Origin of the sequence: Pseudomonas sp. MIACH, assembly GCF_001269925.1 — a bacterium.
In the GTDB taxonomy this organism is placed as follows: Bacteria; Pseudomonadota; Gammaproteobacteria; order Pseudomonadales; family Pseudomonadaceae; genus Aquipseudomonas.
In genome coordinates this window covers 95,865-109,731 of sequence record NZ_LHVO01000033.1, presented here as the reverse complement: position 1 = coordinate 109,731, position 13,867 = coordinate 95,865, and the positions used below count along the sequence as shown (strand labels likewise).

Sequence of the window (13,867 nt, the reverse complement as noted above, 5' to 3'; positions counted from 1 at the left end):
TTCGTTAATAGAGAGCAGAACAATGCCCGTAGCCACTGCCGCAAGCCCTTGGTACAAGCACCTCTGGCCCTGGATCATCATTGGGATCCTGGCCTGCTCGGTGACCTTGACCTTGTCCATGGTGACCATCGCGGTGAACAACCCGGACAACCTGGTCAACGACAACTACTACGAGGCCGGCAAAGGCATCAACCGCTCCCTGGACCGCGAGCGGCTGGCCCAGACCCTGCAACTGCGCGCCAAGCTGCACCTGGATGAGCTGACCGGCGAAGTCGAGCTGCAACTCACCGGCTACAGCAACCCCAACACCCTGGAACTGAACCTGATCTCCCCGACCCAGCCAGAGAAGGATCGCAAGATCAACCTGATCCGCAGCGACAGCGAACCGGGGCGCTACATCGGCCAGGTCACCGACAAGGTCGAAGGCCGCCGCTTCGTGGAATTGCTGGGTGTGGAAGGCGACAAGACCTGGCGCCTGTTCGAGGAAGAAGAAGTCAGCCACGACAAGGACTTGCTGCTGGGTGATGAACCGTTGCTGGGTGCTGAAGACCTGAAAAAATAGCAGCGCCCATGACCAGCCCAACCCCCTGCTACCACTGCGCCCTGCCCGTCCCGTCCGGCAGTCGGTTCACCGCCGTGATCCTCGGCGAGCGCCGCGAGCTGTGCTGCCCCGGCTGCCAGGCCGTGGCCGAAGCGATTGTGGCCGGTGGGCTGGAAAGCTATTACCAGCACCGCAGCGAAGCCTCGGCCAACCCCGAGACGCTGCCGGTGCAACTGGTGGACGAACTGGCGCTGTATGACCGCGCCGACGTGCAAAAACCCTTCGTGCACCATGAGGGCGACCTCGCCGAAACCACCCTGTTGATGGAAGGCATCAGTTGCGCCGCCTGTGGCTGGTTGATCGAAAAACACCTACGCAGCCTGCCCGCCGTGGCCGAGGCGCGGCTGAACCTGTCCAACCATCGCCTGCAGGTGCGCTGGGCCGACGGGCAATTGCCGTTGAGCCAGGTGCTCAGTGAACTGCGCCATATCGGCTACGCCGCCCACCCGTATCAAGCCGACCGCGCGGCCGAGCAACTGGCCAGCGAAAACCGCCTGGCCCTGCGCCAGTTGGGGGTCGCCGGATTGCTGTGGTTCCAGGCGATGATGGCAACCATGGCCACCTGGCCGGAATTCAATATCGACCTGAGTCCCGAACTGCATGTGATCCTGCGCTGGGTGGCGATGTTTCTGACAACGCCCATCGTGTTCTACAGCTGCGCGCCCTTCTTCAAGGGTGCCATGCGCGATCTGCGCACCCGCCACCTGACCATGGACGTGTCGGTATCCCTGGCGATTGGCGGGGCTTACCTGGCCGGGATCTGGACCGCGATCACCGGCGTGGGCGAGTTGTATTTCGATGCGGTGGGCATGTTTGCGCTGTTCCTGCTGGCCGGTCGGTACCTGGAGCGCCGCGCCAGGGAACGTACGGCCGCCGCCACCGCGCAGTTGGTCAACCTGCTGCCCGCTTCATGCCTGCGCCTCAAAGGTGACGGTCAGAGCGAACGTATTCTGTTGAGCGAACTGGCACTCGGCGACCGCGTGCTGGTGCATCCGGGCGCGGTTCTGCCGGCCGATGGGGTGATCCTCGACGGCCGGTCCAGCATCGATGAGTCGCTGCTCACCGGTGAGTACCTGCCGCTACCGCGCCACACCGGCGACGCCGTCACCGCCGGCACCCTGAACGTGGAGGGAGCGCTGACCGTCGAAGTACGCGCCTTGGGCCACGAGACCCGCCTGTCCGCCATCGTGCGCCTGCTGGAACGGGCCCAGGCCGAGAAGCCGCGCCTGGCGCAGATCGCCGACCGCGCCGCGCAGTGGTTCCTGCTGGGCTCGCTGATTGCTGCGGCAGTGATCGGCCTGCTGTGGTGGCAGTTGGATTCATCGCGGGCATTCTGGATCGTGCTGGCGATGCTGGTCGCGACCTGCCCCTGTGCGCTGTCCCTGGCCACGCCGACCGCCCTGACCGCCGCGACGGGTACCCTGCACAAGCTCGGGCTATTGCTGACCCGTGGCCATGTGCTCGAAGGCCTGAACCAGATCGACACGGTGATTTTCGACAAAACCGGCACCCTCACCGAAGGCCGCCTGGCGCTGAAAGCGATCCGCCCCCTGACCGCCCTGAACAGCGACGAGTGCCTGGGCCTCGCCGCCGCCCTGGAAAACCGCTCCGAGCACCCGATTGCCCGTGCTTTCGGCCGTGCGCCTCTGGCCGCTGACGAGGTGCTCAGTTCCCCCGGCCTCGGCCTGGAAGGGCGTGTCGGCAGCCGCCAGTTGCGCATCGGCCAGCCGGGGTTTGTCTGCGCACTCAGCGGTTGCCCGATCCCTGCCGCCCCGGAGGAGGCCGGCCAATGGCTGCTGCTGGGCGACCGCGACGGCGCCCTTGCCTGGTTCGTGCTTGACGACCGTCTGCGCAGCGATGCCCCCGCGTTGTTGGCCGCCTGCAAGGCGCGCGGTTGGCGCACCCTGCTGCTGTCGGGGGACAGTTCGCCGATGGTCGCCAGCGTCGCCGCTGAACTGGGCATTGATGAAGCCCACGGCGGCCTGCGCCCCGACGACAAGCTGCAGGCGCTGCAACAACTGCGCAGGGAAGGCCGCAAGGTGCTGATGCTTGGCGACGGTGTCAACGATGTGCCCGTGCTGGCCGCCGCCGACATCAGCGTGGCCATGGGCTCGGCCACCGACCTGGCCAAGACCAGCGCCGATGCGGTGCTGCTGTCCAATCGCCTCGACGCGCTGGTGCAGGCCTTTAGCCTGGCGCGACGCACCCGCCGGGTAATCATTGAAAACCTGCTGTGGGCCGGGCTGTACAATGGCCTTATGTTGCCGTTTGCGGCCCTTGGCTGGATCACCCCGATCTGGGCGGCCATCGGCATGTCCCTCAGTTCGTTGACCGTGGTGCTCAACGCCCTGCGCCTGACTCGCCTGCCGAGTGCGCAGGCCACCAGCGCCCCTTTGGTAACCCGTCCGCTGCCGGCTTGAGCCGCGCGGGCATGGAGTGCAGATGCCAGCTCTATACGTGATGATTCCGGCGGCGCTGCTGTTAGTGGGCGTGGCCATCTACATCTTCTTCTGGGCGGTGGACAGCGGCCAGTACGACGACCTCGACGGCCCGGCCCACAGCGTGCTGTTCGACGACCAGGATCCGAACCACCTCGCGGCCGTCGACGAAGCCAACGGCCCCGAGCAACCGCCCACGCCCAAAGACCCACCCCATGCTTGAGCTGGCGCCGCTGCTGGTTTCCGCGCTGATCCTCGGCCTGCTGGGCGGCGGCCATTGCCTGGGCATGTGCGGCGGGCTGATGGGCGCGCTGACCCTGGCGATTCCCAAGGAGCAACGTAGCCGCCGGTTCCGCCTGTTGCTGGCGTACAACCTGGGACGCATCCTCAGCTATGCCACGGCCGGGTTATTGATTGGCCTGGCCGGCTGGGCCGTGGCCAACAGCCCGGCGGCCCTGTTCATGCGCGTGCTCGCCGGATTATTGCTGATCTGCATGGGCCTGTACCTGGCCGGCTGGTGGAGCGGCCTGACCCGCATCGAAAGCCTCGGACGCGGCCTGTGGCGCTATATACAGCCCGTCGCCAACCGTTTGCTGCCGGTGTCCAGCCTACCGCGCGCATTGCTGCTGGGCGCGCTGTGGGGCTGGTTGCCGTGCGGGCTGGTCTACAGCACCCTGCTGTGGGCCGCCAGCCAGGGCAATGCGCTGGACAGTGCGTTGCTGATGCTGGCTTTTGGCTTAGGCACGTGGCCGGTACTGCTGGCGACCGGGTTGGCGGCCGAACGCGTGACCGCGTTATTGCGCAAGCGCAGCGTGCGTATGGCCGGTGGCCTGCTGGTGATTATTTTCGGTCTCTGGACCCTGCCAGGTCCGCACCAGCACTGGCTGATGGGCCACTAAAAGGCTATGTGGCATAGCGCCGCTCCCCGTTGATGCAAATCAACATGCCATACCGGCCACGCCCCTAGACTCGGCCTACCAGCCTATCCGGGGAATGCCCGCATGCTCGACGCCATTCGTTGGGACACCGATCTGATTCACCGCTACGACCTGGCGGGACCGCGCTACACGTCCTACCCCACCGCCGTACAATTCGACAGCCAGGTCGGCACCTTCGACCTGCTCCACGCCCTGCGCGAAAGCCGCAAGGCCACGCGACCGTTGTCGCTGTATGTGCATGTGCCGTTCTGCGCGAACATTTGCTACTACTGCGCGTGCAACAAGGTGATCACCAAGGACCGCGGTCGCGCCCAGGCCTATCTGCAACGCCTGGAGCAGGAGATTCAGTTGGTGGCCTGCCACCTCGATCCGAAACAGTCGGTTGAACAACTGCACTTCGGCGGTGGCACCCCGACCTTTCTCAGCCACGACGAACTGCGTCAGGTCATGGGCAGCCTGCGCCAGCACTTCAACCTGCTCGACGATGACTCCGGCGACTACAGCATCGAGATCGACCCCCGCGAAGCTGACTGGGCGACCATGGGGCTGCTGCGGGAACTGGGCTTCAACCGCGTGAGTATCGGCCTGCAAGACCTCGACCCCGAGGTGCAGCGCGCGGTCAACCGCCTGCAAAGCCTGGAAGAAACCCGTGCGGTGATCGACGCGGCGCGCACCCTGCAATTTCGCTCGATCAATATCGACCTGATCTACGGCCTGCCCAAGCAGACGCCGATCAACTTCGCGCGCACCGTGGAGGAAGTGATCAAGCTGCAGCCGGACCGTCTGTCGGTGTTCAACTACGCGCATTTGCCGGAGCGCTTCATGCCCCAGCGAAGGATCAACAGCGAGGATTTGCCGTCGCCGGAATCCAAGCTGCTCATGCTGCAAACCACCATCGAACAATTGACCCAAGCGGGCTATCGCTACATCGGCATGGACCACTTCGCCTTGCCGGACGACGAACTGGCCGTCGCCCAGGAGGACGGCACCCTGCAGCGCAATTTCCAGGGCTACACCACCCATGGCCATTGCGACCTGATCGGGCTTGGCGTATCAGCCATCAGCCAGATCGGCGACCTGTATTGCCAGAACAGCAGCGACCTCAACGGTTATCAGACCGCCCTGGCCAGCGCGCAGCTGGCGACCAGCCGTGGCTTGGTCTGCACCACGGACGATCGGTTACGGCGGGAAGTGATTCAGCAGTTGATCTGCAATTTCAGCCTGGACTTCGAACCGATAGAACAGGCGTTCACGATAGATTTTCGCGGGTATTTCGACGAAGTCTGGCCACAACTGGAGGTGATGGCCGAGGACGGCCTGATCGAGTTGGATGCCCAAGGCATTCGCGTGCTGCCCGCCGGACGGCTGCTGGTGCGTTCGGTATGCATGGTGTTCGACGCGTACCTGGAGCATCAGAACCGGCAGCGGTTTTCGCGGGTGATCTAGTTACATCGACAACGAAGCGGCTTTGAGCGCGTCATCGGCGCTCATGGTTTTCATCGCTTTGGCCAGGGAGGTCTGGGCCGTCATCAAGCCTGCCTGCAAGGAACTGATGGCGCCCTGCACACTGGCGGTCTTGGCCCGAGCCTGTTCCGGGGTCAAGCTTTTGTCAGCCGCGATCGCCTGGAGCTCAGCCATTTTCTCGGCGATCTGCTGTTTCAGTTTACGGATCATTTTCAGCACTTCTTTGACGCTATCGTCCAGGCCGCTGTCGTCGATATCGGCATTCGCGCTTTTGCTCGCACCGGCCGCCTTGAACGCTTCACCGGAAATAGTCACCGTAACCCCTTCAACCACTTTGGTTTCAGGCGCGGTCGCGGACGGAGTTTCCTTGGCCGTGGCAGTGGGCTTTGCGTCCGGCACGCTGGGTACACGGATGGCAGGGTTGTAAGCCGCGATAACAGACATGGTCCAAGCTCCGACGGATAGATGTGCCCCTTGTATCGGCATCGATACAAAAAGCTTTATACCGCTGCCTGTTTTTTGTACACGCTGGCCTCCCCTCCCCCCAGTGCGGTACCCTTACGTCTTATGTGTGTTTTCCCACAAGGATCTAAGAAATGTCCGAGCCAGTCAAACTGCGCGCTCACAGCCAGGCTCACTGCAAGGATTGCAGCCTGGCCCCCCTCTGCCTGCCACTTTCGCTGAATCTGGAAGACATGGAAGCGTTGGACGAGATCGTTAAACGTGGTCGCCCGCTCAAGAAAGGCGAGTTTCTGTTTCGCCAGGGCGACAAGTTCGATTCCGTCTATGCAGTACGTTCGGGCGCGCTGAAGACCTTCAGCCTGAGCGACGGCGGCGAAGAGCAGATCACCGGCTTCCACCTGCCCAGCGAGTTGGTCGGGTTATCGGGCATGGACACCGAGATTCACCCGGTGTCGGCCCAGGCCCTGGAGACCACATCGGTGTGCGAAATCCCCTTCGAGCGCCTGGACGAACTGGCCCTGCAACTGCCACAACTGCGCCGTCAGCTGATGCGGGTGATGAGCCGCGAGATTCGTGACGACCAGCAGATGATGTTGCTGCTGTCGAAGAAAACCGCCGACGAGCGCATCGCGACCTTCCTGGTCAACCTGTCGGCGCGGTTCCGTGCCCGTGGGTTCTCGGCCAACCAGTTCCGCCTGAGCATGTCGCGCAACGAAATCGGCAATTACCTGGGCCTGGCGGTGGAAACCGTGTCCCGCGTATTTACCCGCTTCCAGCAGAACGACCTGCTGGCCGCCGAAGGCAAAGAAGTGCACATCCTCGACCCGATCCAACTGTGCGCACTGGCCGGTGGTTCTTTAGAAGGCTGATGCAGACACTTGCGGCCGCGCCAATCGACGAGGCCGCAGGTATACTTCGAGTCCGTTTTCCGCCCAGGACTCTTCGACGATGACTTTCGATTCGTTCGACATCAAATCCCTGATCCGCCCCGTCATCGACTTCCCCAAGCCTGGGGTGATCTTTCGTGACATCACGCCCCTGTTCCAATCGCCCAAGGCCCTGCGCCTGGTGGCGGACACCTTTGCCCATCGCTACGTCGAGGCTGACTTCAGCCATATCGGCGCGATGGATGCGCGAGGCTTCCTGATCGGTTCGATCATCGCCTATCAACTGAACAAGCCGCTGATCCTGTTCCGCAAGCAGGGCAAGCTGCCGGCTGACGTGCTGTCCGAGGGTTACCAGACCGAATATGGCGAAGCATTCCTGGAAGTGCACGCCGACAGCCTGTGCGAGGGTGATTCAGTGCTGATGTTCGATGACCTGATCGCCACGGGCGGTACCTTGATCGCGGCGGCGAACCTGGTACGGCGCATGGGGGCGAAGATCTTTGAAGCGGCGGCGATCATTGATCTGCCGGAACTGGGAGGCTCGCAGCGCCTGGAAGATATGGGGATTCCCACTTTTTGCCTGACGCAGTTTGCGCTGACCGAACGGTAACGGTTGCCCGGACTGACGCTGCCGGGGGCAAGCCCGCCCTCACAACCCCATCTGCTTGCTGATGATTTCATTCATCACTTCGCGGGTGCCGCCGCCGATGGACAGGATGCGGTTGTCGCGATACAGCCGCTCCACCAGGCTGCCGCGCATGTAGCCCTGGCCGCCCAGGATCTGCACGGCGTCATAGGTGACGCGGTCGGCGGTGTCGGTGGCGAGGTTCTTGGCCATCGAGATCTCCTTGATCACACTGATGCCAGCGGCCATTTTCGCCGCCTGGCGGTAGGTGAACTCCCGCGAGACTTCCACCGCGGTGGCCATTTCCGCCAGGCGATGCTTGAGCACCTGGAATTTGCCGATAGGCTTGCCGAACGCTTCGCGCTGGGTGGCCCATTTGAGACTTTCCTCCAAGGCCATCTGCGCAGTCATATTGGCCATAAGGGCCAAAGCCAGGCGCTCGCTCTGGAAGTTACCCATGATGCAGGCAAAGCCCATGTTCTCGGCGCCGATCAGGTTGCCGACGGGCACGCGGCAATCGTCGAAGAACAATTCAGCGGTGTCCGACGCCCACCAGCCCATTTTCTTCAGCGGTTGGCCGACGGTGAAACCCGCAGTGCCCTTCTCGATCAGCAACAGGCTGATGCCGCCAAAGCCCGGTGCGCCAGTGCGTACGGCCACGGTATAGAAGTCGGCACGGATGCCGCTGGTGATAAAGGTCTTGCTGCCGCTGACCCGGTAATGCTCCCCGTCGCGGACGGCGCGGGTGTGCAGGTTGGCCACGTCGGAGCCGCCGCTGGGCTCGGTAACCGCCAGGGCGATGATCTTCTCCCCCGACAGCACCAGGGGCGCCACCCGCTCGCGCACCTCAGGCCGCGCCCATTTGACGACAGGCGGCAAGCCAATATCCAGCGAGCCCAACCCTGCGACCACGCCGCCGGAACCGCAGCGCATCAACTCCTCGCTGGCGGCCACCTTGGCGAACAGATCACCTTCGTGACTGCCGCCCAGCGCTTCGGGGTAGCCAATACCGAGTACCCCGGCCGCCCCCGCCTTGAGGTACAACTCACGGGGAAAGCTTTCCGCCTCCTCCCACTGCTCGACGTCCGGCAACACCTCGCGCTCGACGAAACGACGCACGCTGTCGCGGACCAATTGGTGGCTGGGGTCGAAGTAGTCCTGATAGGCAGACATCGGCAAGCTCCACGGTGAGGTGGAGCGAAATTACCAAGCGCTTGCTTGGTTATCAAGCCATGCGCAAATCAAATGTGGGAGGGGGCAAGCCCAATCCCACATTGATTTGTGCTGATCGTTAGAGGGCGATGGGTTTTCGGCCGGCGAAGGAATGCGCCAACGTGCCGCCGTCCACCAGCTCCAACTCGCCACCCAGCGGCACGCCATGGGCGATGCGCGAAGTGACCAGGCCTTTGTTGCTCAGCAGTTGGGCGATGTAATGCGCGGTGGCTTCACCTTCCACGGTCGGGTTGGTGGCCAGGATCACCTCGGTAAAGGTGCCCTGCTCTTCAATCCGCGCAACTAACTGCGGAATGCCGATGGCCTCCGGTCCCAGGCCATCGAGCGGCGAGAGGTGGCCCTTGAGCACAAAGTAGCGCCCGCGATAACCGGTCTGCTCCACCGCGTACACGTCCATCGGCCCTTCTACCACGCACAGCAGCGTGTCGTCGCGGCGCGGGTCGGCGCATTGCGGGCAGAGCTCTTCTTCGGTGAGGGTACGGCACTGGCGGCAGTGGCCCACCCCAGTCATGGCCTGGCTCAGGGCCTGGGCCAACCGTGTACCGCCACTGCGATCACGCTCCAGCAGTTGCAGCGCCATGCGTTGGGCGGTTTTCTGGCCGACACCCGGCAGGGTGCGCAGGGCGTCGATCAGTTGGCGAATCAGGGGGCTGAAGCTCATGGGCGAATGGTCCGACAAAACAACGAGACGCGGTTTATACCCGCGCCCCGGATTAGCGTCAAATGGTCAATCCTGCGCGACCCGCACCACCAACTTGCCGAAGTTACGCCCCTCCAGCAAACCGATAAAGGCTTCGGGCGCCTGCTCCAGGCCCTCCACCACGTCTTCGCGAAACTTGATCTTGCCATCGCGCACCCACGGCGCCATGGCGCTGAGGAACTCGGGCTGGCGATCACCGTAGTCGTCAAACACGATAAAGCCCTGGATCCGCACGCGCTTGGTCAGCAAGGTACGCTGCAGCGCCGGCAAACGATCCGGCCCGCTGGGGGCTTCGTGGGCGTTATAGCCGGCGATCAGGCCGCACAGCGGAATACGGGCCCTGGGGTTGAGCAAAGGCACCACCGCATCGAAGACCTTGCCGCCGACGTTCTCAAAGTAGATGTCCACGCCCTTGAAGCACGCCTGGGCCAAGTCATCGGCAAACGTCGAGCTCTTGTGGTCGATGCAGGCATCAAAGCCCAGTTCGTCCACCACGTAGCGGCACTTGTCGGCACCGCCCGCAATCCCGACCACACGCAGGCCCTTGAGCTTGGCCACCTGGCCGACCACCGAACCCACGGCGCCGGACGCTGCGGCCACTACCAGGGTTTCACCGGCCTTGGGCTGGCCGATGTCCATCAGGCCCATGTACGCGGTCATGCCTGGCATGCCCAGCACACCGAGCGCCATGGAAGGGCTGGCCAGGCCGTTAGGCACGGGGACCAGGTTACGGCCGTCGGAAATGCTGTGGCTCTGCCAACCGGTGGCGCCCACGACCAGGTCACCCACCTCGAACTTAGGATTACGCGACTGCTCGATACGGCTGACAGCGCCACCGGTCATCACCTCGTCGATTTCCACCGGCGCCGCGTAGGAAGGTGCGTCGCTCATGCGCCCGCGCATGTAGGGGTCAAGGGACAGGTACAGGGTCTTCAGCAGGACCTGGCCGTCTGCCAACTCCGGCAAGGTCACCCGTTCCAGGCGGAAGTTTTCCGGGGTGGGGGCGCCTTGGGGGCGTGAGACCAGGACAATGCGCTGGTTCAATGTCGGTTCTTGAGGCATGAAGGGGCTCCTTTATCGAATACATCGGTACAGGGTGCAGACCATGCGTGCCGTGCCAGGGTTCGATCGGATTGGCACAAACAAAAATGCCAGGCACGGGGCCTGGCATTGGAGTCTAGCTAAAACCTGCCGATCAGAACGGCAGCTTCATGCCCGGTGGCAGTTGCATGCCAGCGGTCACGCCGGACATTTTGTCCTGGCTGTTGGCTTCGATCTTGCGCACCGCGTCGTTGACCGCCGCAGCAAACAGCGCTTCGAGCATTTCCAGGTCATCTTCGCCCACGCCTGGCAATACGCTTGGGTCGATGCTCACGCGCTTGATGTCGTGACGCCCGGTCATCACGACGCTGACCATATCGCCACCGGCCTTACCGGTGACTTCGGCGTTGGCCAGTTCTTCCTGCATCTTGGCCATCTTTTCCTGCATCTGCTGTGCCTGCTTCATCAGGCCGGCCATGCCACCTTTCATCATGGGAATTACCTCAAAAGTACGTGGATCAATGAGTAGCCCGGTGTCAGGACGCCTGGGGCACCGGGGCTTCGACAGGTTCAATAGTATCGTGACGCACGACCGCGCCGAACTGTTGCATCATTTGCTGGATAAGCGGATCGCCGTGGATCGAGTCCTCAGCCTCACGCTGGCGATTGATACGCCGACGGGTGGCAGCCTGGGCCGGGGTCTCCTGCTCGGGCTTGATCAACTCGATAGTGATGGTCAGCGTGCGCTCATGGTACTGGTTCAGGGCATCGTTGAGGCGCCGTTGCTGGGTCGCGTTGAACAGCGCGCTGTGGGCCGGGTCCAGGTGCAACAGCCAGTGGTCGCCGTCGATGGCGATCAGGGTGCAGTTGGCGGCGATGCTGCCGGTCATGCCGGAAATCGGCAGTTTCGGGAACAGCTCCAGCCATTGCAGGGCCAGGCCGGTGGCCGGCGCAGCAGCAGGTTCTGCCTCGGGCTCCGGGGCCGGTTCGGCGGTGTGCTCGCTGGCCAGGTCGTCCAGGTAGCTGTAGGCCGAATCCATGTCCGGCTCAATGTAATCTTCGTCCAGCGGCGGTTCGTCGTCGAGGTCGATGCCCGGGATTGCGGCTTCGACCTGGGCGACGGTCGGCTCGGGCACCGGAGCCGACACCCACTCAGGCGCGGCCGGCACCACGCTGTCCGGCGTCGGTGCCGGCATCGGCGTCAACTCGGGCTGCTCGCCGGTGGTTTCCAGTACGGGCTCGACGTAAGGCTGCTGCTCGACTTCAGCCTCGGCCTCGGCTTCTACCGGGGCGTTCCAGGGCAGGTCGACCACAGGCTCGGGCTCGACAACCGGCTCAGGCGCAGCCACGGGGGCTGGCTCAGGCGTCGGCTCAACGGGGGCAGCAACCACTGGCGCGACCACCGCCACGCCAGCCACTGGTTTGGCGGAATCAACTGTGGCCTGGCTGATCCCCACTGGCTTTAGCGGCTGTCTCGGCGCCTCGGCCGAATCCGCCGGTCGGAACGCCAGCATCCGCAGCAGGACCATCTCGAAGCCTCCGCGCGGGTCCGGTGCCAAAGGCAAGTCGCGACGACCGATCAGGCCCATCTGGTAGTAGAACTGCACGTCTTCGGCCGGCAACGCCTGGGCCAGGGCCAACACGCGGTCGCGGTCGCCATGGCCGTTGTCGACACCTTCCGGCAACGCCTGGGCGATAGCGACGCGGTGCAACACATTGAGGATTTCCGAGAGCACGCCGTTCCAGTCCGGACCTTGCTCCGACAGGTGGCGCACCGCTTCGAGCAACGCCTTGGCATCGCCCTCGATCAGCGCGTGCAGCACGTCGAACACCTGGCCGTGGTCGAGAGTGCCGAGCATGGCGCGCACATCGGCGGCCATGACCTTGCCTTCACCAAAGGCGATGGCCTGGTCGGTGAGGCTCATGGCATCGCGCATCGAACCATCGGCGGCGCGGCCGAGCAGCCACAGTGCGTCATCTTCGAACGGTACGTTCTCGACGCCCAGCACGTGGGTCAAATGCTCCACCACGCGCTCGGGGGTCATGTTTTTCAGGGAGAACTGCAGGCACCGCGACAGGATCGTTGCAGGAAGTTTCTGCGGGTCGGTGGTGGCCAGGATGAATTTGACGTAGGGCGGCGGCTCTTCCAGGGTTTTCAACAAAGCGTTGAAGGAATGGCTGGAGAGCATGTGCACTTCGTCGATCAGGTAGACCTTGAAGCGTCCACGGCTCGGCGCGTACTGCACGTTGTCGAGCAGCTCGCGGGTGTCTTCGACCTTGGTGCGGCTCGCGGCGTCGATCTCGATCAGGTCGACGAAACGCCCTTCGTCGATCTCGCGGCACACCGAGCAGGTGCCGCAGGGCGTCGAAGTGATACCGGTTTCACAGTTCAGGCATTTGGCGATGATGCGCGCAATGGTGGTCTTGCCCACCCCCCGGGTACCGGTGAACAGGTAGGCGTGGTGCAGCCGTTGGCTGTCCAAGGCATTGATCAGAGCCTTGAGCACATGGGTCTGGCCGACCATTTCGCGGAACGAGCGCGGACGCCATTTACGTGCAAGAACCTGATAACTCATCGAAAACCGTCGCAACTGGGAAGCGGGAGCCGGTAATGCTAGCGGAGCAAGGGGGAAATTGCATCCGGCACGCTCGTCTAATCTGACTAAGCTCTGCTGATTGGCCCCGAAAAGGCCTGAACCCGGAGAGTGTATGCGCGTAGTCCTGGGCACTTTATGGATGATGACCACGGCTTGCCTGGCGGCGCCTGCACCGCTGCGTTTCTCGGTTTCCGACAGCTGGGCGATGCCCATGGTGCAACTGGAGGACGGCCGGCCCACCCAAGGCATTTTATATGACCTGATGTTGAGCCTGGCCACCCAGGTCGGTCGGCCAGCGCAGTTCCACGTACTGGCGCGGGCGCGTATCTCGACGGCCATGCAAAATGGCGATATAGACGTGCGCTGTTACGTCACCCAGGCCTGGTTCGAAAATATGTCCGGCGATTACACCTGGAGCATCCCGCTGATGGTGCAGCGCAACCTGCTGGTCAGTACCCAGGAGCCCGTGCAGCCGGTGCAGGCGAGCAAGTTGGCGCCCCAATCGATCGGGACCGTGCTCAACTATCGCTACACCAGCCTCGACCCGCTGTTTGCCAGCGGCCAACTGGCCCGTGACGATGCGCGCAGCGAAGAGCAGGTGCTGCAAAAACTGGTGGCCGGACGTTTCAAGTTTGCGGTGAGCAACGAATGGATACTCGACCGTTTCAACCAGCGCATGCCGGTGGGCAAGAAGCTGCATAAGGTCGCGGTAATTGATGAGCAGAAGATCGGCTGCACCGTGCGCAATGACCCCGACGTACCAGTGCAACGGATCCTGCGCACCCTGCTGCGAATGAAAATGTCCGGCGAGATCGATGAAATCATCAAGCTGTACACCGGCGAGACTCCTGACAAGAACTGACAGTGCGGCCTTATAGACT

At 63.2% G+C, this 13,867-nt stretch carries 14 protein-coding genes; 8 read left to right on the top strand and 6 right to left on the bottom strand.

Annotation, left to right across the window (positions count from 1 at the left end; genetic code table 11):
- The first annotated feature begins 22 nt into the window (after nucleotides 1-22).
- The 5 genes from AD670_RS13630 to hemN all read left to right on the top strand — a co-directional run bounded on the left by AD670_RS13630 (nucleotide 23) and on the right by hemN (nucleotide 5,423).
- On the top strand, nucleotides 23-562 hold the full coding sequence (locus AD670_RS13630; RefSeq protein ID WP_053132919.1) for a FixH family protein: 540 nt from the start codon (nucleotides 23-25) through the stop codon (nucleotides 560-562).
- An 8-nt stretch (nucleotides 563-570) separates the two neighbouring features.
- Nucleotides 571-3,021 (top strand): heavy metal translocating P-type ATPase, encoded by a 2,451-nt coding sequence (locus AD670_RS13625; protein WP_053132916.1) that lies wholly within the window; start codon nucleotides 571-573, stop codon nucleotides 3,019-3,021.
- Between the two features lie 22 nt (nucleotides 3,022-3,043).
- On the top strand, nucleotides 3,044-3,262 hold the full coding sequence (gene ccoS / locus AD670_RS13620; protein ID WP_053132914.1) for a cbb3-type cytochrome oxidase assembly protein CcoS: 219 nt from the start codon (nucleotides 3,044-3,046) through the stop codon (nucleotides 3,260-3,262).
- Entirely contained in the window at nucleotides 3,255-3,938 is a 684-nt protein-coding gene (locus AD670_RS13615; RefSeq protein ID WP_053132911.1) for a sulfite exporter TauE/SafE family protein, read from the top strand. The genes ccoS and AD670_RS13615 overlap by 8 nt, the downstream gene beginning before the upstream one ends.
- A 102-nt stretch (nucleotides 3,939-4,040) precedes the next feature.
- Nucleotides 4,041-5,423, top strand: coding sequence for an oxygen-independent coproporphyrinogen III oxidase (gene hemN / locus AD670_RS13610; RefSeq protein ID WP_053132907.1), 1,383 nt, complete (start codon nucleotides 4,041-4,043; stop codon nucleotides 5,421-5,423).
- Here hemN and AD670_RS13605 read toward each other — a convergent pair whose 3' ends face one another.
- Nucleotides 5,424-5,885: a hypothetical protein gene (locus AD670_RS13605; protein ID WP_053132904.1), complete on the bottom strand. Its 462-nt coding sequence runs from the start codon at nucleotides 5,883-5,885 to the stop codon at nucleotides 5,424-5,426.
- Nucleotides 5,886-6,037: 152 nt separating this feature from the next.
- Here AD670_RS13605 and fnr point away from each other — a divergent pair, with 152 nt between their 5' ends.
- Together fnr and AD670_RS13595 are read left to right on the top strand one after the other, a co-directional pair.
- Nucleotides 6,038-6,772, top strand: a complete 735-nt coding sequence (gene fnr, locus AD670_RS13600) for a fumarate/nitrate reduction transcriptional regulator Fnr (protein WP_053132901.1) — start codon at nucleotides 6,038-6,040, stop codon at nucleotides 6,770-6,772.
- Nucleotides 6,773-6,851: 79 nt separating this feature from the next.
- A complete protein-coding gene (locus AD670_RS13595) occupies nucleotides 6,852-7,400 on the top strand; it encodes an adenine phosphoribosyltransferase (protein WP_053132898.1) in 549 nt (182 codons plus the stop codon).
- A gap of 39 nt (nucleotides 7,401-7,439) precedes the next feature.
- Here AD670_RS13595 and AD670_RS13590 read toward each other — a convergent pair whose 3' ends face one another.
- From AD670_RS13590 to dnaX, 5 genes are all read right to left on the bottom strand, one after another.
- On the bottom strand, nucleotides 7,440-8,588 hold the full coding sequence (locus tag AD670_RS13590) for an acyl-CoA dehydrogenase family protein (protein WP_053132895.1): 1,149 nt from the start codon (nucleotides 8,586-8,588) through the stop codon (nucleotides 7,440-7,442).
- A gap of 118 nt (nucleotides 8,589-8,706) precedes the next feature.
- Nucleotides 8,707-9,309: a recombination mediator RecR gene (gene recR, locus AD670_RS13585; RefSeq protein ID WP_027603720.1), complete on the bottom strand. Its 603-nt coding sequence runs from the start codon at nucleotides 9,307-9,309 to the stop codon at nucleotides 8,707-8,709.
- Nucleotides 9,310-9,375: 66 nt separating this feature from the next.
- Complete coding sequence (locus AD670_RS13580; RefSeq protein WP_053132892.1) at nucleotides 9,376-10,410, bottom strand: NADP-dependent oxidoreductase; 1,035 nt, start codon at nucleotides 10,408-10,410, stop codon at nucleotides 9,376-9,378.
- A 133-nt stretch (nucleotides 10,411-10,543) separates the two neighbouring features.
- The gene (locus tag AD670_RS13575) at nucleotides 10,544-10,882 is read right to left on the bottom strand and encodes a YbaB/EbfC family nucleoid-associated protein (RefSeq protein ID WP_003193199.1); all 339 of its coding nucleotides are present in this window, start codon (nucleotides 10,880-10,882) and stop codon (nucleotides 10,544-10,546) included.
- Between the two features lie 43 nt (nucleotides 10,883-10,925).
- A complete protein-coding gene (gene dnaX, locus AD670_RS13570) occupies nucleotides 10,926-12,965 on the bottom strand; it encodes a DNA polymerase III subunit gamma/tau (protein ID WP_053132889.1) in 2,040 nt (679 codons plus the stop codon).
- 133 nt (nucleotides 12,966-13,098) lie between these two features.
- Between dnaX and AD670_RS13565 the strand changes: the two genes are divergently transcribed.
- Nucleotides 13,099-13,848 carry an ABC transporter substrate-binding protein gene (locus AD670_RS13565; protein ID WP_053132886.1) on the top strand — a complete coding sequence of 250 codons (750 nt, stop codon included), beginning with the start codon at nucleotides 13,099-13,101 and terminating at the stop codon, nucleotides 13,846-13,848.
- Nucleotides 13,849-13,867 lie beyond the last annotated feature (19 nt).